The organism is Helicobacter sp. 11S03491-1 (assembly GCF_002272835.1).
Taxonomy (GTDB): Bacteria; Campylobacterota; Campylobacteria; order Campylobacterales; family Helicobacteraceae; genus Helicobacter_J.
The window spans coordinates 1-23,866 of the sequence record NZ_MLAO01000015.1 but is presented as its reverse complement, the minus strand read 5'-3'; the positions used below and the strand labels follow the sequence as shown (position 1 = coordinate 23,866).

Sequence of the window (23,866 nt, the reverse complement as noted above, 5' to 3'; positions counted from 1 at the left end):
CCCCTAACCCAAAAGGTATTTCCAATAACTATTATCTTGATTTTAATGTCAATACAAAGGGATTGATACTCAATAATTCTATCCAAAGCATCACCCCTACTCAATTAGGAGGGTTTATTGGTTCTAAATCTAACCACACTGAATTCAAAAACCCTACTACAATTAAAATCCTCAAAAAAGCTATTGATGAAAGGAAAAAGAAATAATGGAAACAGATATTTTACGAACAATACTCAATATTTTATTACTTACTCCATTGTTTATTGGTATCATCAATCTGGTATTGATGGCTGGTGTCTTTTATCTTGAAAACAGAAGCTGTTTTTCTTTTAAAATCAACCTATTAATGAGTATTTATCTGTTTCTATTTATCTGTTTCTATCCTGCTTATATTTTTTATATTTTAAACAATTTAAGTTGGAGTAGAACACTTCATTTTCCTATAGTTTTTGGCATGATAAGCATTCTTATCTTTTTTATGATTTTTTTATTCACTATATTGAAGAAGAGATCTTTGAGCTTCAATGATAAGATTTTTCTCATTACAACCTCTTTTTCTTGTCCGGTATTGTTTTTTATTAATTTTGATTTTTATCCTTTTATAGCTTCCTTAGAACTAGGAACTTTATTTGTTTATACTTTCCTTTCTATTCTCAATATCATCCTCCAAACAACCAAATTTATCCAATTCCTTAGAAGAAGAAAAAGAGACAGATGAAAATAAAATTATTTTATGAACCCGCTGATGGTATCCATTATGATGATGCACTCATGAGAAGAGCATTAGATAATGTGAAACCATTTTTTTAAATAGCAACTATAAGGCATGGAGTAATAATTGTCAAAATTTTACCCAATCAGTTATCAAGGAATACCATAGGATTATTGCTGAGGAACATCAATGAGTGATTTCTTTTTGAAGCCGCTTGATGGGGATGCAGAAACAGGAATAGGTTTGGCAATATTGTTTATTTTCAATCTTCCAATTCTAGATAGCCAGTTTAATCTATTATATCCCGGATATAAAATATAAGGGATTTAAGTTCTCTAAGATTATATTCCCAATTTTATTGAATGTATTAATATTATTATTAATATTAATTTATTTTATATATTATTTTTTTATATCTATGATCATTATAAATGAATTTATGAACTATATATCCTATATGCTCTACATATTTTGCTTCACTAACATCATTTTTCTGTATATCTTATTCTGTAAAAAATACAATCTCAAAATCATTTTCTTCATAGGATTGATTCTCAATATAATCTTATTTCTATTGGATATTTTCCATATTATTTATGTATTTGAGCATACTTATGTGCTTCTTTTAATATTTGGTCCCTCTATTTTGCTCCTTGTAGCTCTGCTGCGATTATGTGTTTTTATCTTTGAGCTTGTCAGAGAATTTATCAAGAACAGGTGGTGATGATAGTTTTAAAGGATAAAAAATTTAAAATTAAATTATCATAGAGAGAACACAAATAATAAAAAATATTATTAAAGAGATAGAATACATCTCATTGTTAGAAAAATCATATTTTGTGGAGATAAAAATATTTTTTATAAAGATAAAGAGTTCCAAGGGGTATTAAAATTACCCTTTGGGGGCAAAGACTCTACCCTTGAAAAAATAAGAAATTCAAAATAGACTCTCCTCTTGATTTGAAAATATTTTTTATCAAATTTAGATATAATAAATGAAATTGAATTACTTAGATAAAGGATTTTAAATGGGTGGTTTTGGCAGTGTGTGGCATTGGGTAATTGTTTTGTTGGTGGTTGTTTTGCTTTTTGGAGCTAAAAAAATTCCAGAGCTTGCCAAAGGCTTGGGCAGCGGGATAAAAAATTTTAAAAAAGCTGTGAAAGAAGATGAAGAAGATGAAGAAATTATTCAAAAAATAGAAGAAAAACCAAAAATTGCAAAGACTACAGCAAAAAGGACATCTACCAAAACAACGCAAGCATCAACAGATAGCTCTACACCTAAAAAAAGAGGTAGAAAGCCAAAATCTCAAACAACTGCTTAGTCCAATCATGTATCATCAGATTAAAAAAATCTTAGAAGATATTCTTGAAGTCAGTATTGTTTTAGAACGTCCAAAAAATAAGGATTATGGGCATTATGCCACGCCTATTGCCTTTTCATTAGCAAAAATCTATAAAAAAAATCCCATGATCATTGCCCAAGAAATCGCTCAAAAGCTCTCTGTAATCCCGGAATTCAAGGTCGATGTGCTTCATGGTTATATCAATATCACTCTTTGTGAGGATTTTTTTGAACAGCTTGGGAATGCGGCTATCTCGCAAGGATTAGATTTTGGCAAACTCCCTAAAAAAAATGAAAATAAAATTCTTTTAGAATATGTGAGTGCTAATCCTACAGGACCTCTTCATATAGGGCATGCAAGGGGTGCTGTGTTTGGCGATAGTTTGTGCAGGATCGGACGATTTTTGGGTTATGAAATAGACACAGAATATTATATTAACGATGCAGGATCGCAGATTCAGATGCTTGGTCTATCTATTTATCTTGCAGGTAGGGAGCACTTGGTAAAAAAAGAGGTTATCTATCCTAAAGAATATTATAAGGGTGAATATGTCCTTGATTTGGCTTTATTAGCTAGAGATAAATATGGTGATAAAGTCTTTGAAAATGAGGATTCTGTCCCGATTTTGAGTGAATTTGGCAAAGATTTGATGTTAGATGAAATCAAGTCTAATCTTGCAGAGGTAGGGATTACTTTTGACTATTTTGTGAGTGAAAAGTCTCTTTATGATCACTGGGCAGAGATTCTCCAAAAGCTACAAGCCCATGATGGGGTTTATCAAAAAGATGGCAAAATTTGGTTGCGATCCGGCAATCAAGGAGATGAAAAAGATCGCGTGATTGTTAGGGAAAACAAAGAACCTACTTATCTGGCTGGGGATATTATCTATCATCATGATAAATACCAACGCAATTATGCCAAATATATTAATATTTGGGGGGCAGATCATCATGGGTATATCCATAGAGTAAAAGCAGCCATCCATTTTTTGGGATTTGATGAGGGAAAATTAGAAGTTTTGCTTTCTCAAATGGTCAGCTTACTCAAGGGTGGGCAACCTTACAAAATGAGTAAGCGCGCAGGAAATTTTATCTTAATGAAAGATGTAGTCGCAGATATTGGAAGCGATGCATTGCGATTTATCTTTTTATCCAAAAAATCAGATACTCATTTAGAATTTGATGTAGAAGATCTCAAAAAACAAGATGCTTCCAATCCAATTTTTTATATTCATTATGCAAACGCACGTATCCACACATTGCTTGAAAAATCTCATTTTAAAGATGAGATGATATTGAGTGCTTCTTTAAAAAATATTCCAAAAGAAGCTAAAGATTTATTGTTTTATGCTTTGAGTTTTCCTAGGGTTGTTGAAGTGGCATTTGATGAAAGGGGGTTGCAAAAAATTTGTGAATACCTCAAAGGATTAGCCGGAGAATTCCATAGTTATTACAATGCCCATAAAATTATTGATACACCCCTAGAATCTTCTATACTCAAAATCTGCAAAATCATTAGTCTTTCGATCACAATTGGTTTGGATTTGTTGGGAATTCAAGCAAAAACAAAAATGTAGCTATTTTTACAAAATAGTATATGGGGATATTAATTTATGCTCTAAGTAACATTTCTAAATAATTACATCAAAGTCTGTATTATTTATCCGGAGCAATAATTACCCCGGATAATATTTTGGAATTTGCAAAAGTTTCCCCTTGCAAATTTAAAGATTTAAACTCCTTTTGGAGGCATAAAAGCTGTTAGTTTTGGAACAACGCCTTTGTATTTTTCGATATTTACTAAGGCAGTATGGGAGATATTTCCATCAGCAAGCTTGGAAGTGGGGATATCGATTGTGAGGACATTAGCGCAACCATTTTTGCACAAGCTTCCAATCTCTCCTGCTTTTTGTGGATCATACCATGCCCCTTCGCTTAATCTAACAACGCCGGGAGCAATGTCATCGCTTACAAATGCTCCGGCTAGCACTTGTCCTCTTTTGTTAAATACGCGCACAACATCTCCATGTTTTATTCCTTTTTTCTTCGCATCTTGCGTATTGATCCAAATAGGCTCTCTATCGTTAATGGCATATTGTTTTCTAAGGCTTGTATTGGAGAGTTGAGAGTGCAATCTATCTCCGGGATGCGGGCTGATCATAGCAAATTCAGCGGGTTTGTTTTTCATTCCCAGCCATTCAATAGGCTCTAGCCAAGTGGGGTGAGGAGGGCAGTCTTGATATTTCATTTTTTCTATTTCTTTTGAATAGATTTCAATTTTTCCTGAAGGCGTTCCTAATGGATTCAAAATAGGATCGTCTCTAAAATCTGAGTATCTAACCCACTCTTCATTCTCAGCAGGGACTTCAAAGGTAATGGGTTGATTTTTTTTCCAAAATTCTTCAAAGCTTGGCATGGATATTTTTTGAGGTTTGGCTTGAGCAAGGGCAGTTTCATAAAAACCTTTTATCCACATCATAGGATCTTTGTTTTCACTATATTTCTCATAAATCCCAAATTCTTTTGCCAAATCACAAAATATTTCATAATCATCCCTGGCTTCAAATTGTCTTTTGACAACAGCCTTCATGGGTGCGATACTAAGATTAGAATAATCTCCTGTCATCGTAATATCATCTCTTTCATAGCTTGTGGTGATAGGCATTACGATATCGGCATGTTTGGCAGTAGGAGTCCAGAACATATCATGGATAACGACTGTTCTAGGTTTTTGCCATGCTTTTAGGAATGTATTGGTATTTTGATGATGCACAAGAGGATTGCCCCCTACCCAATAGATAAAATCAATATCAGGATAAGTGATTTTTTGGCCATTAAAATCAATGACTTTTCCGGGGTTCAAAAGTGCCTCAGCAATCCTTGCAACAGGGAAGTTGATTTTTGTCCCTTTGAGTAACCAGCTAGCTCCACTATCTGCTTTTCCTGAGCTATTTCCCAGATTCATCCCGCCTATAATGGCAGATTTAGCCGTAGGTGATCCTCCATTGCTATAATGATAAGATAAGCCAAAACCACCTCCCGGAAGTCCAATTTGTCCAATCATGGAAGCCAGAGTTACAAGCATCCAATGAGGTTGTTCGCCATGATGAGCTCTTTGCATACCCCACCCGGATATAAGCATTGTTCGATGTTGATAGAATAAACCTGCTAATTCTTTAATAACGGATTCTTGAATTCCTGTAATTTTTGATGCCCATTTAGCATCTTTGGGTGTCTTGTCTTGTTTGCCCAGAAGGTATTCTTGAAATTTTTCAAAGCCTTCAGTGTAGTTTTGGACAAAATCTTTGTCATATTTTCCTGTAGTAAGCATTGTATGAGCAATACCCATCATCAAGGCAACATCTGTATTTGGAATAGGAGCAATCCATCTGGCATTGAGGAATTTAGCGCTTTCATTGCGTATAGGATCGATGCAAATAATTTGTTTTTTGGAATTTTTGAGCGCTTGGAGATATTGCAATCCTTTACCATCATTGGCACTCCAAGCAATTCTTAATGTCAAAAGAGGATTAGCTCCCCAGATAACCACTACTTCAGAATTCTCTAATACTACAGGCCATGCAGTTTGTTGCTCATATACTTCAATTGTCCCCATCACATGAGGCAAAATGATTTGTGAAGCTCCTGTGGAATAATCCCCAAGAGTCCCCACAAACCCTCCACTCATACCCATAAATCTTTGGAGTAAAATTCGGCTATTGTGCATATTTCCAACACTTTTCCAACCGTATGAACCGGCAAATATACCCTCAGGACCCTTGTTTTTTCTAGTTTTTTTCAATTCCCCGGCGATTAATTTGATAGCATCTTTGTAACTTACTTTTACCCATTCATCAGAACCTCTACGCTCCGGTTTGGGATTATCGGGATTTTCTAAATAAGATTTTCTCACCATTGGATAGCGAATCCTATCTTTAGCATAAACTAAATCACCTGCCACACTTAAAAGAGGATTAGCCATTGTAGATTTAAAGGCATTTTGACTTTTGATGATTTTGCCATTTTTGAGAGTTACTTTGAGCACTCCCCAGTGAGCAGCCGTGATAACATCTCCATTGATAATGAGATTTGTAGAGAATTTTTTCACACCTGATGCCATCAACATACTGCGATTGAGCATAGAATCCACAAAGGGCACACTTGCGCAAATAAGAGCATATTTTAAAAAAGTCCGTCTTTCTTGATAAGTTTTTTTCATTTTGTTTCCTTTATTTTACATCACTTGCATGTTTTTGTAAGTATTGAGTAATAAGATAAATTTCATCTTTATTAAGACCTGTTCTTCCTGACATTGATTTAATAACACTTGGCCATTGATTGGCTTTGAATTCTGTAGATGCATGAAGTGAATGACAGATAGAACAATTTTGAGAATACAAATCTTTGGCTTTTGTATAGAGATCATCAAGATTTCCACTCAATCCCCCTTCATCACTCCAAAGTTCCAAAGATACCTTTTGATAAGTAGTTTGGGTATCTTTATCTTTTTGTGTTCCAAGCACATTAAATTTTATTCCGGAATTTTTGGTCAAACCTGCAATCAAAATTCTTTTGCCCATTACAAAATAAAGGGCATTATCTGAACCTTCCTGGATATACCCTTGAAGAGACAAGAGAACTTTGTTGCCCACTTTTTTGATAATAGTTACTTCAGAAGTCGGGAGCAATTTGCCTACTATCTTTTGGGAATCTTGTGTGAGATAAAGTGGCTTAACGCTATCAACATAGACTTTGGTATTTGCATACGCAAAGCTAACAATTACTAGCATTAAAACAACACAACATTTTTTCATTAAAACTCCTTTTGCCTTGTTTTGTTAATACCAAAATATTATATTCCAAGCCATCTAAAAAATAAAATTAAAAAGTAGAAAAAGGTTATATAAAAAATTATATATAGGATTTTGTAACGTAAAAAATTAAAATTTTAAAACTAGTTTTCTTCAGAATGACGATGAGAAGAGATAGAATCTGTGTTTAGAAGTCTGTCAATTTTGGCTAAGGCAATGGCAAGCTCATATTTAGACCGGGTAATGTTGGTTTTAGCAGTGGTTAGGAGGAATTGGGCATTGAGTAACTCTGTGTAGGTAGCAATATTTTGAGTATATCTGTTATTAGTAATACGATAGTTTTCTTCTGCTTGCTCTAGAGATACTGAGGTAAGTTTGTATTGTTCTTTGGCGAGATTAAAATCATTGATAACTTTATCTGTTTGGATTTTTAAATCTTTTTTGTATTGATTGATTTTGCTTATAAGGGAGAGATAATAAAGTTTTTTAGCTTGATAATTAAAATGATCACTCATTCCATTAAATAAATTCCACCCAAATACAACCCTTGCTTGACTTTGGAGAGCATAACTTGTGCGTGCAATCCCGCCACCATCAAGATACCAAAATTTTATCCCAACTACATCAATTGTAGGCATAAATGCTCCTTTAGCAATACCGACTTGGATTTGGGCAGATTTTAACAAAGAAAGCAAGTATAAATAATCGGGATTTTCTGATAAAATTTTTTCAACAATGGTATTCTTATCAAAGCTCATTTGCGTGTTAGTAGCAATATCCTCAATATCTTCAAGATTGATAGAAGAAGCAGTAAGGCTTGCAAGTAAGTTTTTGGAATATTCCAAATTCAATTGCGTGCTTTTAAGAGCAATATTAGCATTAGCAAGCAAAACCTCCACACTCAAGACTTCATTTTTTGCTCGAAAACCTTGTTTATAAAATTGTTGCGCCTTTTTCTTTTGTGCTTCAAGAAGTTTTTTGGATTCTTGGGCGATTTTGAGAGAATCAATTGCTTGGAGAGTAGAAATATAGGCGATTTTGGTTTGAAGGGTAATATCTGCGATTTTACTTTGAAGTATGTAACCTTGCGCTTTTTGGGATTGTTTGGAATCTTGAATTTTGTAATAATCTTTCATTCCATTAAAAAGATTGTATTTTCCGGTGATATTAAAGCTATTGAGAAAATAAGTTGAAGTATTACCCGGAACATTGTAACTGAAAATATAATTGAGATCAATTTTTGGCATTAAGGTAGAAAGCTTTGCTTTAGAAAGGCTTTGGGATTGGGAGTAAAGTTGGTTTTGCTCTTTGATTGTCTCGCTATGTTTAATGGCTAACTTGATGGCTTGTTGAATATCTAGACCTGATGCAAAATTCCAACATAACAAAATAAAGAACAAAATAAATTTCATTATTTAACCTTTTTTGTCTTTGATGACAAAGAGTAGCAAAGCCGGGATAACAAAAGTAGTAATGAGAGTAGAAAACACAAGCCCCCCAATAATAACTGCCCCTAATCCACGATAAATTTCACTCCCTGAACCTGAGAATAAAACAAGCGGCAACAATCCAAAAACACTTGTAAGCATGCTCATATAAATAGGGGAAAGTCTGCTTTGTGTAGCATTAAGAACAGAATTATAGGCATTTATTTTGTATTCTTTGAAATTAATAAGTGTTTGATAGACAATCAAAATTGCATTATTTACAACACTACCCACAAGGATAATGAAGCCTAACATCGTAATGACATCCAAGTTTTGGGGGGCAAGCAAATGGTTGAGTAAGTAGAGTCCAATAAGCCCCCCTGTCGTTGCAAAAGGGATAGTAAGGATAATAACAAAAGGATAAAGAAAATTCCCATACAAAGCACACAATATCAAATAAGTAATCACAATCGCAAGTATAAACCCTCCTAAAAGTTCTTTTTTGAGTTTGCTGAGTTTGCCTGCACTCCCGCTTAAGCTGATAGTGTCTGTTGTATTTTTTTGAATATGAGGCAAGATTATTTGTGAAATAGTATTTGTTATTTTTTCGAGTGGCTGTTTGTCTTGAGGATTGAGGATAAGAAGAATATTTCTGTTTTGTTCAAAATGCCTGATACGCGAAACTCCAAGCTCATTTTTTATATTAGCAAGCGAATTCAGAGGCAAAATGCTGCCATTAGGCGTATATATCTGGGAGTAGAGAATATCTTCAGGGGATATTTGCGGTTTATTTCTATTTTGTGAAGATTTCAAAATCAGATCAATATTTTTTCCATTATTGTCTTTGAATTGAGAGATTTTTTTGCCCTCCAACATAACTTCTATAATTGTCCCAAATTCAGCCACATTTAGTCCATTCACTGCAAGGGCTCTGGAATCAGGGTAAAGATTAATTTCGCGATTATTGATTTCAAGTGAGGGTACAGTGCGTATGGATATGTGAGGGAGGTGATCTTTAAGTGCGACTATAAGATCTTGGGCAGTATGCAAAAGAGAATCAAGATCATTTCCATTGATGTTTATATCAATACTTGAACTGCTTGACCCACTAAAAATCCCTTGTTGAAGGACAACTCCGGTGATATTAGGAATAGAGTCAATCACCCTTTGGGCATAAGGGATAAGCTTGGAAGCGAGTTTGGGATCTTGAGCAGTAAGATAAAAATACATATTTGTGCTTGAACTGATAAAGAAATCTTTGATAACAGGTAAATCAGAGTCAGATTTTTGCTTATAACCATTGACTTTTAGATAAGGCTTAAAATCTTGATAAATCTCTTGAATAATTCTGTCTTTTTCTTTTAGAGAGAGACCCGGTGGAGGACTGAGATAGCTTATAATAAAGTTTTGAGCTCCTTTGGGTAAATAATCAGTTTTTGGAAATGCCAAAAAACTAAAAATACAACAAAATCCTACAAAAACTATAATCGTGATAAGTCTGGAAAGAACATTTTTGGTGCAGAATTGAATCATTTTCATGATGCCATTAGAAACTTTTATACCTAATGCCTGAATCAGTGAATTGACTTTGTGAAATATTCCTAACTTGGTTTTTGGTCTAAATGAGAATTTTCGCAACATCAATAGGCTAAAAGAAGGGATAACAAGGATGCAGACAAAAAATGAGATAAGAATAGAACTACTTGATGCTAAAGCAATATCAACAAATAGTTGTCCGGCTTCATCTTGAAGTCCGATGATAGGGATAAAAATTGCAACAGTTGTAATTGTGCTTGCAAATAATGCTCCAACAACTTCTTTTGTCCCAATAAAAGCAGCCCTAAAGGGATCGTTGGTTTTATTTTTGTGTGCAATGATATTTGCCATCACGACAATAGCGCTATCTATAATCATACTAACGCCAAAAGAAATACCTGCCAGAGATACTACATTGAGAGTGCGTCCAAAGGCTTCTAAGAAAATAAATGATCCAATTACGCTCACAGGAATAACAAGTCCCACTACAATTAATGAAGAAAAATTTCGTAAGAACAAAAATAAAACAAAAACTCCAAATCCAATCCCTAAAAAGATATTTTCTTTGACTTGCGCGATGGAAGATTGGATATAGTGCCTTTGATCTCTCCCCCAATCAATCATAAGTTTGTGATCTTTAAGGAGTCCGGCGTTGAGTTTTTTTGTAAGATCTTCAACGCTATTTGTGAGAGCCAGGATATTTGCATTTGCAGTAGGACGAATTTGTAGAGAAATCACAGAATCATTATTGTGAATATTGTATCCGGCAGGGTTTGCATACCCCTTAATAATAAGGGCAATATTTTTAAGCAAAATGACTTTATTGCCTTGAGATTTGATGATGGTATTATAAATTGAATTGATATTTTGATATTCTCCAATAGTTGTAATTCGATAGTTTCGTTGGTCAAAATCAATGCTGCCGGCAGAAACGTTTGTGTTTTGGATTTTGATAGCGCGGATGACTTCATCAATTGTGAGGTTGTTATAAGCAAGTTTTTGTGTGTCTAAAATGATTTGTATTTGTTTGCTTGTCCCCCCGCTTACATAGACTTCCCCAACACCATTAAGACGTTCATAATATTGAATCACTTCATCATAGATAAAATTTTTATAATGATCGATAGGTTCTTGGTTGTCTTGAAGTGTTTTGACGAAGAGATAAACAGCAATAGGGATACTTTCTCCTGTTGTTTTAATAATGGGTTTTTCTATATCATGGGGATAACCTCTGACTTCATCAAGTTTGGCGCTGACATTTAAAAAAGCTAATTTCATATCCGCATCGGCGTTAAATTCAAGATTAATAATGCTCATTCCATCTCGTGATGTAGAAGTCATTGATGTTAGATTAGGGATATTTTTGAGATATTTTTCTTGGCGTTGCGTAATTTCTTTTTCGACTTCATAAGGTGTTGCCCCCGCATAAGAAGTATAGACGCTAATAACAGGACGTGTAACTTGAGGGAGGAGTTGGTAAGGCATTTTTGAAAGTCCAATCATTCCAAATAAAAGTAAAAATACCACACCCACAAAAACAACAACCGGATTTTTAAGGCAATAATAGATAATCTTCATTTTTTTGGTGAGGTTTTTTCTTGGATATGGCTACCATTTTGGAGTCTATCTTGCCCGCGGTAAATAACTTTTTCTCCTTCTTGAATTTTACCTCTGACAAGGGCTAGGGAATCTTGAACAGAAAGAACTTCTACTCTTATAACAAAAGCTTGGTTATCTTTGGCAATAAAAATACTTGGATAACCTAAGTAATAAACAACACTATCTCTAGGCACAAGGAATCCTGAACTCTCCCCATCAATATTCAACATAGCTTCTACTGCCATCCCATCCAAAAAACTCCCATCATTTTTAACGCTAATATGAACAGGAAAGGTTTTTGATTGTACATCTGCTTTTGGAATAAGAGCAGTAATTTTTCCTTGATAATGTTTGTTGTTGATAGTAAGATTGACTTTTTGCCCTATTTTGATATTCTTGGCAATAGAGCTGGGGACATATATAATAGCCTCTACATCAGAGTTATTTAAGATTTGGCAGATAGGTTCGCCCATATTTACCCATTCAGCAATATGGACTTTTTGTTCTGCAATAATCCCGTCAAAAGGAGCATAAATGGTTTTTTTAGCTATTTCGGTTTGAGAGATTTCTAATTCTGCTTGTAAAGCAAGCACGTTAGCTTCTTGAGATTTGAGTTGATATTCAAGATTTTCATATTCTTGAAGAGGGATAGATTGGGTATCCAGAAGATTTTTATAACGCTCTAATTCTTTTTCTTGTCTTTGGAGGGAATATTTAGCCTGGGTAAGTTTGGCTTGTTTGATTTGAATATCTTTTTGAAGTAAGTCATCATTAATACTCAAGAGTTTTTGCCCTTTTTTGACCTTTTGTCCGATATGAAAATATATTTTTTGCACGACTCCTTGAGATTGTGCAGCAATATTTGAAACCTCTTTAAAATTAATGCTCCCAATAAAAGTTTCTTGTTTTTGAAGACTGCCATTTTGAATAGGGCGCGTATTGACATAAATAGGCTTAGCCTCAATAGTCATACACAAAAATAAACAAAACAACAGGGTTCTAAACATCAACTCATTGCCGCCGTAATTTTATCAAGAATTCTAATAAATTCTATTTTTTCTGCATGAGAAATTGAGTTAGCAAAGGCATCCTCGAGAGTTTTTTTGTTATTTTTAATCAATTCAACTTTTTCTATACCCTCAGGAGTGATAATTATTTTTGCAATTCGATTGTCTTCTTTTTCTTGAATTTTTTTAACAAGATTTTTTTTGCATAGACATTTGATGGTTCTTGAAATTGTCCCTTTGTCTTTGAGGGTAATATTGGATAAATCAGTGATGTTTAACGCTCCTGATTCTTTGAGGATAAAAAGAATGCCAATTTGTTCAACACCTATATTGTAAGGCTGAAGTTTTGCACTAAAGAAGTTTTTGATTTGTCTGGAAGCAAAAATGATAGAAGGGACCACCTCCTTTTCTTTGCAGCATTTTCTTTGCATGTGTGATATAAATTCCTTTGATATTTTTATTTTTTTGGTAATTCTATATAATTATAATAATAGCACAAATCTTAAAAAATTGCATTTTTAAGCCTGTTTTTAGATAGAATTATCCATTCAGGTACAACAGACGATTGCTCCAAAATCAGGAGAGGAAAGTCCGAGCTACTGAGACAAGATTCCATTTAACAAATGGCTAGCGTAAGCTAAGGGAAAGTGCAACAGAAATAAAACCGCCTTTTTTAGGTAAGGGTGAAATGGTGAGGTAAGAGCTTACCGGGATTTAAGTAATTAAATTTGTCCGTGCAAACCCAATCTGTAGCAAAAAGAGTATGGTTAATGTCTCATTTTAACTCTTTGCTTGAGATATATTGCGAAATATGTCCCAGATAAATAATCGTCCTAGACAGAACTCGGCTTATCGTTGTGCCTGATTTTAATAATAATTTACAAAACTATATTTATTTATTTCAGTAATTTATTAATTTATTTGCTTATAATTTCATTGTTATTAGATTGTTAGTTCAAAATTAAGGCAAAGTTATGAAACGTATAGAAGAAATGGATCAAAAACTTCAAGATCAGTATCAAAAAGCACTTGAGTATCACAAAGGTGGTAAATTAAAAATTGAACCTAAAACTGCCTTGAAGAATCAAGATGATTTGTCATTGGCTTATTCTCCGGGTGTTGCTATCCCCTGTAAAGAGATTCAAAAAGATCCTCTAAAGGCTTATGATTATACTTCTAAGTGTAATTTGGTTGCTGTAATCAGTAATGGCACTTCTGTGCTTGGACTGGGTGATATTGGAGCTCAAGCCAGCAAGCCTGTCATGGAAGGCAAAGCAATTTTGTTTAAATCATTTGCCGGAGTTGATGCTTTTGATATTGAAGTTAATGAAAAAAATATTGATAAATTTGTAGCCATAGTAAAGGCTATTTCCCCTACTTTTGGAGGCATTAATCTGGAAGATATTAAAGCGCCGGAATGTTTTGAGATAGAAGAGCGTTTGGTGAAAGAGCTTGACATTCCTGTAATGCATGATGATCAACATGGTACAGCTATTATTTCTACAGCTGCTATTATCAATGCGGCTAAAATTATTAATAAACCGACCCAATCAATGCGAGTGGTTATTAGTGGTGCAGGGGCAGCCGCTATTGCTTGCGCAAAAATGTATAAAGCTTTGGGTGTCAAAGAGATTATCATGTTTGATAGCAGAGGTGTTATCCATGAGGGTAGAAGTGATTTAAGCGCTCTGAAAAAAGAATTTGCAACCAACAAAGCCTATGCTTCTTACAAAGAAGCTCTCAATGGTTCAGATGTGTTTTTGGGGCTTTCAAAAGCAGATTTACTTCAAGGAGAAGATATCATGGGGATGAATAAAGACCCATTGATTTTTGCAATGAGCAATCCGGTCCCGGAAATCCTCCCTGAAGTTGTTGCGCAAGTGAGAAAAGATGCTATTATGGCTACAGGAAGAAGTGATTATCCCAATCAGATCAATAATGTTTTGGGATTTCCTTATATTTTCAAGGGCGCAATGAGTGTGCGGGCTAAAAAAATTAATGAAGAAATGAAATTTGCTGCAGCTAATGCACTTGCTGAATTGGCAAGAGAACCTATTGAACCCAGACTTGAAGAAATCCATAATCGCAAACTTAGCTTTGGAAGAGAATATCTTGTGCCCTCTCCATTTGATAGTCGGCTTAAAGAAAAAATATCAAAAGCAGTTGCAGATGCTGCAATTCAAAGCGGGGTAGCCCAGATTTGACAGCATCTCTTCCCCCGCATACTCCCGTACTTATTCATGAAGTTTTAGAAGTTTTTGAGGGAGTAGAGGAGGGTGTGATTGTTGATTGCACGCTTGGTTTTGGCGGGCATTCAGAAGCTCTTTTGAGACACAAACCTCATATCAAAATTATAGGGATTGATAAAGATGCTCAAGCAAGAGAATACGCTTCTAAAAGATTAGAAATTTTTGGAGATCGTTTTAGCTGTGTGGCCGGAAGTTTTGGGGAAAAGTTTGAGGAAATTTTACAAACCTATGGAGAGGATATTTCGGGCGTACTTGCAGATATTGGTGTGAGTTCCTTGCAACTTGATGATCCACAGAGAGGTTTTGGATTTCATGCGAATAATCTAGACATGCGAATGGATATGGATGCTTATTTGAATGCCAGAATAGTTATCAATCAGTATTCTATTTATGAACTGGAAAGAATTTTTAAGGAATATGGTGAGATTAAAGAATACAAAAAGATGGCATCTCTTATCGTCCATAGACGCCAAAAAGAACCATTTGTAAGTGCTAATGATTTGAGCAATTTTTTACAAAAACATTTTAGAGGCTCTCATATTCACCCGGCTACCCTAGCCTTCCAAGCAATTCGAATTGAAGTAAATGATGAACTGGGAGAACTGAAAAAACTTTTGGAGAGTGCGAGCAGGCTTAAAAAAGCAGTTTTTGGTATCATTTCTTTTCATTCCCTAGAAGATAGAATGGTGAAAAATACATTTAAACAATGGACAAAATCTTGTATTTGTGAGTCTCATGTATATAAATGTGAATGTGGGAATAATCATTCAAAAGGTGCTATAATCACAAAAAAACCTCTTGTCGCCAAAGAAGAGGAAAATAGACACAACAGAAGGGCTAGAAGTGCAAAACTTCGATCATTTACATTTAAAGACTGAACCCCCAAAAGAGTTTCAGCGAATTCATGAAGACGAAAAAGAAGAATTACTTGCTGAAGATAGCAATAAAGGGCTTCATATCAATGCCTTATTTATGGCTTATGTTATTTTAATATTTTCATTAGTGATTTTGATTCCAAAAATTTATCTTGCCAGTAGTATTTATTATATTAGTCGAGATATTACCAAACTTCAAACACAAGAAAACTTACTTACAGCAGAGAATAATCGGCTTTTGCGTGAGCTTGAGGATATCAAGTTTAAGTATTTGATGATGAATTTAGATTGATAAAATTATCTGAACTAAAAATACCAAAAATAGATATTTTAGTTATTATCAAATTAAAGATAATTTTTCAAAAATCATAACTTTAAGAATAATGAAAATTATTTATCAATCAATGCCATATTAAGGTAATTATTGTCCAACAAAAACCTTCTCTATCACGCCAAGATTGTCTTACATAAAAAATTAATTTTTGAGAAAGAATTATTTTTGATCCTAAATTTATCAGGGTTTTTTGAACTCATTTATTTCAAAATCATTTCTAAAAAAGAATGCATCCCCATCAAGAGGCTTCAAAAAAAATCACTCATTGATGTTCCTCAGCAATAATCCTATGGTATTCCTTGATAACTGATTGGGTAAAATTTTGACAATTATTACTCCATGCCTTATAGTTGCTATTTAAAAAAATGGTTTCACATTATCTAATGCTCTTCTCATGAGTGCATCATCATAATGGATACCATCAGCGGGTTCATAAAATAATTTTATTTTCATCTGTCTCTTTTTCTTCTTCTAAGGAATTGGATAAATTTGGTTGTTTGGAGGATGATATTGAGAATAGAAAGGAAAGTATAAATATAAAAAAATCCTATTCCTAACATCATGAGAAAATAAAAAACTCCTGAATCCAGCTTATAAAAAAGATTGAAGATCATAAAAAACAATACCGGACAAGAAAAAGAGGTTGTAATGAGAAAAATCTTATCATTGAAGCTCAAAGATCTCTTCTTCAATATAGTGAATAAAAAAATCATAAAAAAGATAAGAATGCTTATCATGCCAAAAACTATAGGAAAATGAAGTGTTCTACTCCAACTTAAATTGTTTAAAATATAAAAAATATAAGCAGGATAGAAACAGATAAATAGAAACAGATAAATACTCATTAATAGGTTGATTTTAAAAGAAAAACAGCTTCTGTTTTCAAGATAAAAGACACCAGCCATCAATACCAGATTGATGATACCAATAAATAGCAGAATAAACAATAAAATATTGAGTATTTCTAAATCCAAAAATATTTTGATAAAACTTTCCATTATTTCTTTTTCCTTTCATCAATAGCTTTTTTGAGGATTTTAATTGTAGTAGGGTTTTTGAATTCAGTGTGGTTAGGAGCAAGATATTTCGATGGATTTTTAAGCATATATAATTTATACGGATAATCTTGATCTATTTTTACATTAATACCATTGGGTTCGTTAGCAAGTTGAGAAGGTAATGGAAAATGCACATACGGAAAAGTCTTGTCTATCCCTCCAAAATATCCTTGCACAGCAGTATCATGCACATTATATACATTATAAAATTCTTCTACATGAGGGTTCATCACATAATCTTTTCTATTGGGGGTAGCTATATTGATAATAAGAGGCTTTTTACCTGTATTATAATCATAAAGATTGCTCATAATTTTAGCTACATTCCCTCCATGAGAATGTGTTACAATGATGAGAGGTTCATTGGGAGCATATTCATAGGGTTGATTGATCTGATTAAGCAAATCTCCGGCAGCTTTTCTTCTACTGGCATCATCATTATTTCCAGACCATGCAAAATCTTCTTGATTAGGATCATCAAAAGCTTGGGCAAGACTTTGTCTAAATATTGGAGAAAAAGCTGTTATAGGATCACTGGAAGTTCCATGAACCAAGATTGTTCGCTCTTCCCTATCCTCTTGTTTTACTCCAAAGGCCAGCTTGGCATTTTGTTCTAAAATAGAGTTAAAATCAGGTTTGTTTGCACCATAAGCATCAAAGCCGATATTCTGACTTTGATTCTCATACCATTGTAAGGAAGTAATAGGTTGGGTAGAGTTATTGCTATTACCAAATCCATCAGGATTGCTAAAGTGCGTTAGATTACCCTCATTATGAGATTGATTTTGTCTTGGTAGAGGTTTGAAATCCAAAGCATTGAGCAAGCCGTAAGAAAAGGTTGCATAATTCCCGGCATTTTGGGCAATAGCTTCTTTGGAGGTGAGTTGGTGAGTGATTTCATGCCCTAAAGTCGTGATAAAAGTCCGGGTATCATTGAATGTATCATAAGCTCCATTGAGATAAATGTGATGATTTTTTGTATCATAAAATCCTGTGAGTTTATCTTCGGGATTATAGTACAAATAGGTAGATTCTCTTCGATTTTGTGGGAGGGCTTGAGTGATTTGTGTGATATCTTGACCTTTGGGTAGTTGGTTGAGAGTATCTTGGTTGAGTTGGTTAATGGTTGCCATCACTTGTTGGTTGGCTTGATATTGGGTAGGGAGATCGGTGAGTTTGAGATTAGGGTTAGAGAGTATGGTATAAGTGCTTACAATGGGGTTGATGATAAAAGTAGTGTTTGTAGCATTTATAGCTTTGGCTGTGTTAGAAGGGAGTGAGGAAATATTTTCTAAGATTTCTTTTCTTCCATTTTGAGAGAAGATTCTATTATCTATGTCCAGATGACCTTGGAGGACTCCTGTGATTTGATTTTTAGACACAATAGAGAGTTGGTGGATGTCTCTGTTGATAGAAGAAAGAGGATTGAGATGGCTTGGATTTTTGATAACAGAGAGCATATTTACAGCAGAGCCGAAAAAGGTCTTGGGTGAATCTACAGAAAAATTGATCTTGGAGATATTCTGAGTATCATTGATATTATTGAAGCGATTGGATTGGTTAGATGGTTGGAGCGGAAGGGGATTTTGTGTTTCTTGATAATTCAAAGTTTTGATTTCTATCTCTCCTTCCCCAAGTGTTGCTAAAGCCCTCCCTTCACTTTGGTGTCCTTGATGAGAGAGTCCTATTTGAGTATGGGAGTGTGCAAGGTTGTCTTGGGGTGTGGAGATTCCTATATGGAAGCCTTTAGCACCCTTGATATCTTTGGTGTTAATATCTTGATAACTCAATGTATTGGTAGAGAGTTTGAGTTGTTTTGAATCTGAGAAGAGATAGCCTCCCTCTAAATTTGTCTTCTCTTGAATAGTTACAAAGAGATGATTAGCTGTGTGGATTCCTGAGAGTTGGTTAAAAAATAGGGCATCTTGCTTGCTTTGGGAAGTAGAAATATCCCCTTGAATATTCCCACTCCCATAGCCCACTCCCCATCCTCCCTCTTTTGTATGGGTATAAGTCATATCCAATCTTGAGGCAATAGAGAGATTTTTTGCTTGTATCTGAGCATTTTGAGAATCAAGATTAGATCCCTCAAGACGGATATCTCCGGGAGTAAGCAAAGAGATTCCGGAAGCGCTGAGTTGGGTATTATTTTGGGATGATTTCTCAAATACCTCCTCATTTCCCCCTTTAGAAACATTCAGTACAAAACCATTGCCCCCATAACTAGTTTGAGAGCTTGTATATTGGCTTTTGGTCGTGCTTTCATAGGTATTGGTGCTTGAGAGTAGAGAAATATGATGATTGGCTTGATAGCTTAGCTTGCCTTTTGCAATAGCGCTTGATCCAATTTGAGTGATAGAATCTCTTGCTTGCAAAAAGATATTCCCCCCTGCTTTTAAAACAGAAGGGCTAAAGGTTGTGATTTTTTCTTGGGTATGGGAATCATGGGCAGAAATTCTTGTAGAGATTGAAGCATAAAACCCTGTTGCAGCAGTGCTTGCAATGGATGCTAGCGAAGAGCTAAGCCCCAAAGTGGCACTCTCTACATTCCCAAGACTAAAGACCAGGTTATATTTGGCTTCTTCTAAAGCTTGTTCACTTGCCAGCCCTTGTTCATAAAGTTTTTGAATTTGATTTAAATTTTGAGTTTGTTTTTTTATATTTTTGCTTGCTTGGGCAAGATCTTGTGCAGTAAAATAGGTATCTACATAAGCATTCCCTATATCTAGAGATACACGAAGCTCCCCTTTGAGTGCATCTTTTGAGTGAGAAGTTTCATTGCGTGCCCCTAAGATGTTGGTATTATCTGCTAATAAATTGATGTCCTTGCCTGCATCTATTGAAGATCCTTCAATGATAATATGAGATGGATTGGTTTGATTTATTCGGTTAGCTTGAGTCATTCCAAAAGAATCTTGGGCTTGCCCTGCTTGGAGAGTGAGGTTGCCTAAAACATTCAGATGAGAGCCTATGGCTTGAGTTTGATTGGAATTATCATTGCTTTGGCTTATTGCATAAGAAGCCCCCAGAGAAAACTTTCTTTTGAATTCAAGATCAACCCCATCAAAATCTCTTTTACTTTCAAAACTGCTTGTGCGCTTTGAATTTGAAGCACTTAGGATATAGATATTGCCTTTTGCAAGGATAGAGGCATCTTCAGAAATATCCATATTTGAAGCTAGGATATTTACATTTTGTTTTGCTTGAATATGGAGTTTTTTAGCGCTCAAATGGCTTGAAAATTGCGCAATCTCCTTTTGGGTATGACCTTGTTGGTGATCAAGTAGTCCAAACCAAGACTTTTCAGAAGAAGAAGCCTCTTGGGTAAGTCTATCTTGCGCACTTCCAATGATAATATTTCCTTGAGAGTGAAGTTGCATTTGCGTCTCTGCATGCAAAGAAGCTCCCGGAAGAGTCAAGTTTCCTCCGGAATGAATAGAGATGTTATGAGCGCTGAGTTGAGAATGGACATGCTTGAGAGAAGAGGTTTTATGAGCATCTTTGTTTTTTCCAAATTCAAAACCCAAAATACTCTCATTCTGAGTACGTCTTGATGAAAAATATTGCTTATGGGAGAGGGCGGTATGTAGATAATCTTTTTGAGTGCTGATATCTAAATCCTTGCTTGCTTGGAAATTGCTCCCCTCTGAAAAAATAGAGCCTCTTGCTTGCACAAAGATATTTTCTCCAACAAAAGTATTGCCTTTTTGTTCAAAAGATCCCAACTCATAGCTCTCATGGATCTCCTTAGAAACAAAAAACCCTTCTTCTTGGGTAAAATATTCATAATCAGCTTGGGAAGAATCCTCAGAGGCTTGTAAATAAATCTCTCCTAAAGAAGAGAGCACGACATCTCTATAGGCTTTGAGGGAGGTTTGGGTAAGCCATAAAGAATCGCCGGCTTTTAACTCAATACTCTCCCCTTGAAGATTTGCCCCCAGATTGATCTTGAAAGTTTCTTTTTTATAAGTATCTTCATAAAAGTTACTTGATTCTTGAGTATCTGAAGAAATGCGCTGGCCGGTTATCCCTAAGTGATTTTTGGCATGAATATTGACATGTCCCATATCTATGCTTTCTTTGGCTGTGATGCTAATGTCTTTTCCCTTAAGACCGGCAACTTTTGAAAAATCTTTTTTCTTCCGGATATAGGAGGCAGACTCACTTGGTTCTTCCGTAGAATACATAGAGGAAAATACAGAAATATTTTTAGCCTCCAAGGTGAGGTTCTCTGAAGCAATATCCCCGCTATGGCTAAGCTTGCCATCAGAGCTTAGCCTAAGATCAGAGGCTTTGATAAGCCCTCTATTGCTAAGAATGTCTTTGGAATAAATAAAAGCATTTTTGGCTTGGATAAAAGAATTATTTTCAAAAGAGTAGCTAAAAACATCTAATTTTGTTGCCAAAATACCCTTAGCTTGCCCCTTAGCTAAAAAATTATCAAAAAATATGATTTCTTGAGTTGTATTTTGAAGGGCTTGTTTGTTTGCAAGATGTGATTTGTCATATTCAGAGAGTCTTTGATTTAATAAATTTATTCCCAAAATATCTTTAAAATAAGAAGAATGATAAAAATCAGAGGTTTGGATACCTAAATGATCTAAAAATACTTTTTGGGCTTCTTGAGTTCTGGAGACAAAATGCTCTTGGAGATAATGCGAATTCAAAAAATCTCCCCTATGGATTATTTTGTTTTTGTTTTCATTAAAAGAGACTAAAAGGGGATGATTTCTATAAATATCCACATTTTCATAAGGATAAAAAGAAAGTGTCTCAAAGATCAAAGGCTGCAAGGATTGGTTTTTTACATTAGCAACAGTATTGATTTTATTGATTTGAGGATTGCCGGAGTTATTATCTTCCGGAGAAGTCTCAGGAGAAGAGGACAACTCCAAGATCGTTGAAGATGAAATAAATTCAGCTTCAAAGTAGTTAGGAGGAAGGGTTGTATTTTCAAGGATTACATCTTTGATTGCGTTTTTGGGATTATTTTCTTGGGAATCTATAGGTTGGAGGGCTAAAGCACTTTGGGTATCTTGTGCAAGCAACAAGGGATTTTCATAAGGTTTTATACGAACAAAACGATTGCTCAAAGAATGGGAGAAAATATCTTCCAGTGAGGGAAATCGGAGTTCTTTATCCAATATGGATGATCGATAGTAGTCATCAAAAATCTTAAAAAATTTTTGATAATAATTTTTTTTAGTGTTTGAAAAACAAAATGGTTGCCAATTACATGTGTCATATGTATATTTGTATTGATAATACTTTGCCTCCCTACCTTTGTCAATGGTGACCTCTTTAGCTTCCGGAAGGGTATTTTGGATATTTTGGATATCCAAGACACTCACAGGAGCAAAGAGGATGCCATTTTGATTCTCCATGGCTTGAGCATGTAAGGACAAAATACCCCCACTCCCGATAGCAGAAGGTCTATAAGTAGCCGTGTCTAATTTATCTTGGTAAATAAAGCGATCAAAATCTTTGTCCCCATCTTTTAAATAACGCGAAGCGCTAGGACGACGTTTATACCTGTTGCGCTCATAGTTACCCCAATCCCCTATTTTAATATGTTCTTGAGAGATGAGTTCTCTTTGAGTGCTTACATATGCAATATTCCTCAGCGTATCTGCATGGATATTCAAGTTTTCTTTGGCATAAATAAACCCGTATTCATTGCTAAATTCTTTGGCTTGCATAGAAATAGTATTCCCCAATATCAAAGCATTATTTTCATTTTTGATCCTCTCAACCATGAGAGAAATATTTTTGGCTTCCAAGAGCGCTTGAGTGTTGTTAAAATATTTGGAAATGATATTAAGATCTTCTTTAGCCATCAAAATCCCTTGATTTTCAAAAAGAGAATCAACACTCACAGAGAGATTCTTGTTGGCTTTGAGAAAAGAAGTATTATGCAGGCTTTTGGCTTGGATATCCAGATTGCCAAAAGCATAAAATCCCCCTATGAATTCTCCGGAAATAAGAGATTTATCTGATGTTTTATCCGGCATGGAGGGAGAGGGGGGATCATTAAAATCGTTTGATTCCAAAGAAGATCTTCTCTCATAGGTATCCAAAGAAATAGGCTTAGAAGCTCCGGCTATTTCTAAATGCCCTCTTCCATCAATATAAAACCCACCATCTCCATCTTTTGTGGAAGGGAATGTAGCCATTATTCCAAAATTTTGAATCTTTGTATCCAAATCAGAAGCAACCAAATAAATAGATTGTGCCCACGCCCCGCCAAGATAAGCCACATCAAGAGCAAGTTTTGAGGAGGGGATGCCTTCTTGCTTCAAGGGTTGCCACAATAATAAAGCTCCTTTTGTATCCAAACTCACTTTTGATGAACCCAAAATTATATTGAGATGGTTGGCATAAAGATGTTGGGCGATACTCAAAGATTTTGCTAAAATATTGACAGAAGCGATATTGCTTGCATTCAAAGAATCAATATTGATATGCCCTCTTTGAATGCGAAGGGCTAAATTTTCATCTAATGAATCCGGAAGAACTCTTTGGGAAATACCATCTGAGAGATTGGATAGATTTGACATGCTTAAGTCTTGAAGATGCCTGATTTCTTGAGCATCAATAAGTCCTGTAGCCAAACTCAAAGAAGAAACATTGATAAAACCACAACCCCTACAAGTAATACCATTGGGATTGGCAATAAGCAATCCTGCCCTCCCCCCAGCTATTTCTATAGTCCCTAAAAGTTGGCTGGAACGTGTAGAAGTTACTTGATTGAGGATAAAAGAAGCCTCTTGTTGGAGAAGATTGGGATTAGAACCAATAAACCCTCCTAATTGAGTAGGGGTGATGCTTTGGATAGAATTATTGAGTATCAATCCCTTTGTATTGACATTAAAATCAAGATAATAGTTATTGGAAATACCTTTTGGGTTAGGGG

General features: G+C 34.9%; 15 protein-coding genes and 1 other RNA gene. 8 read left to right on the top strand and 8 right to left on the bottom strand.

Annotated features, from left to right (window positions below; genetic code table 11):
- The 4 genes from BKH45_RS08925 to argS all read left to right on the top strand — a co-directional run.
- On the top strand, positions 1-206 hold a 206-nt coding region (locus tag BKH45_RS08925; protein ID WP_219349995.1), incomplete at its 5' end, for a hypothetical protein.
- Between the two features lie 695 nt (positions 207-901).
- The gene (locus BKH45_RS09100) at positions 902-1,033 is read left to right on the top strand and encodes a hypothetical protein (protein ID WP_257874543.1); all 132 of its coding nucleotides are present in this window, start codon (positions 902-904) and stop codon (positions 1,031-1,033) included.
- Positions 1,034-1,740: 707 nt separating this feature from the next.
- Positions 1,741-2,037, top strand: coding sequence for a twin-arginine translocase TatA/TatE family subunit (gene tatA / locus BKH45_RS08920; RefSeq protein WP_180675720.1), 297 nt, complete (start codon positions 1,741-1,743; stop codon positions 2,035-2,037).
- A gap of 7 nt (positions 2,038-2,044) precedes the next feature.
- Entirely contained in the window at positions 2,045-3,634 is a 1,590-nt protein-coding gene (gene argS / locus BKH45_RS08440) for an arginine--tRNA ligase (protein ID WP_095275046.1), read from the top strand.
- A 155-nt stretch (positions 3,635-3,789) separates the two neighbouring features.
- On the opposite strand, the gene torA is transcribed toward argS, so the two are convergent.
- The 6 genes from torA to BKH45_RS08410 form a co-directional block, all read right to left on the bottom strand.
- On the bottom strand, positions 3,790-6,276 hold the full coding sequence (torA, locus tag BKH45_RS08435) for a trimethylamine-N-oxide reductase TorA (RefSeq protein ID WP_095275045.1): 2,487 nt from the start codon (positions 6,274-6,276) through the stop codon (positions 3,790-3,792).
- A gap of 10 nt (positions 6,277-6,286) precedes the next feature.
- Positions 6,287-6,871 (bottom strand): hypothetical protein, encoded by a 585-nt coding sequence (locus tag BKH45_RS08430; RefSeq protein WP_095275044.1) that lies wholly within the window; start codon positions 6,869-6,871, stop codon positions 6,287-6,289.
- A 140-nt stretch (positions 6,872-7,011) separates the two neighbouring features.
- Entirely contained in the window at positions 7,012-8,280 is a 1,269-nt protein-coding gene (locus BKH45_RS08425; protein ID WP_095275043.1) for a TolC family protein, read from the bottom strand.
- Between the two features lie 3 nt (positions 8,281-8,283).
- Positions 8,284-11,409 (bottom strand): efflux RND transporter permease subunit, encoded by a 3,126-nt coding sequence (locus BKH45_RS08420; RefSeq protein WP_095275042.1) that lies wholly within the window; start codon positions 11,407-11,409, stop codon positions 8,284-8,286.
- The gene (locus tag BKH45_RS08415) at positions 11,406-12,437 is read right to left on the bottom strand and encodes an efflux RND transporter periplasmic adaptor subunit (protein ID WP_095275041.1); all 1,032 of its coding nucleotides are present in this window, start codon (positions 12,435-12,437) and stop codon (positions 11,406-11,408) included. The genes BKH45_RS08420 and BKH45_RS08415 overlap by 4 nt, the downstream gene beginning before the upstream one ends.
- Positions 12,437-12,868 (bottom strand): MarR family transcriptional regulator, encoded by a 432-nt coding sequence (locus BKH45_RS08410; RefSeq protein ID WP_095275040.1) that lies wholly within the window; start codon positions 12,866-12,868, stop codon positions 12,437-12,439. Before BKH45_RS08410 ends, BKH45_RS08415 begins: the two co-directional genes overlap by 1 nt.
- 118 nt (positions 12,869-12,986) lie before the next feature.
- Here BKH45_RS08410 and rnpB point away from each other — a divergent pair.
- The 4 genes from rnpB (at position 12,987) to BKH45_RS08390 (ending at position 15,853) form a co-directional block, all read left to right on the top strand.
- An RNA gene (gene rnpB, locus BKH45_RS08405) (RNase P RNA component class A) lies at positions 12,987-13,305 on the top strand.
- A 124-nt stretch (positions 13,306-13,429) separates the two neighbouring features.
- On the top strand, positions 13,430-14,641 hold the full coding sequence (locus BKH45_RS08400; RefSeq protein WP_095275048.1) for a malic enzyme-like NAD(P)-binding protein: 1,212 nt from the start codon (positions 13,430-13,432) through the stop codon (positions 14,639-14,641).
- On the top strand, positions 14,638-15,564 hold the full coding sequence (rsmH, locus tag BKH45_RS08395) for a 16S rRNA (cytosine(1402)-N(4))-methyltransferase RsmH (RefSeq protein ID WP_095275039.1): 927 nt from the start codon (positions 14,638-14,640) through the stop codon (positions 15,562-15,564). Before BKH45_RS08400 ends, rsmH begins: the two co-directional genes overlap by 4 nt.
- Positions 15,530-15,853, top strand: a complete 324-nt coding sequence (locus BKH45_RS08390) for a hypothetical protein (protein WP_095275038.1) — start codon at positions 15,530-15,532, stop codon at positions 15,851-15,853. Before rsmH ends, BKH45_RS08390 begins: the two co-directional genes overlap by 35 nt.
- Before the next feature lie 924 nt (positions 15,854-16,777).
- Here the strand turns inward: BKH45_RS08390 and BKH45_RS09095 are convergent.
- Together BKH45_RS09095 and BKH45_RS08375 are read right to left on the bottom strand one after the other, a co-directional pair.
- Positions 16,778-16,912, bottom strand: a complete 135-nt coding sequence (locus BKH45_RS09095) for a hypothetical protein (RefSeq protein ID WP_257874542.1) — start codon at positions 16,910-16,912, stop codon at positions 16,778-16,780.
- Positions 16,893-23,866: hemagglutinin repeat-containing protein (locus tag BKH45_RS08375; RefSeq protein ID WP_143428401.1), on the bottom strand; the 6,974-nt coding region annotated here is incomplete at its 5' end. The genes BKH45_RS09095 and BKH45_RS08375, both read right to left, overlap by 20 nt.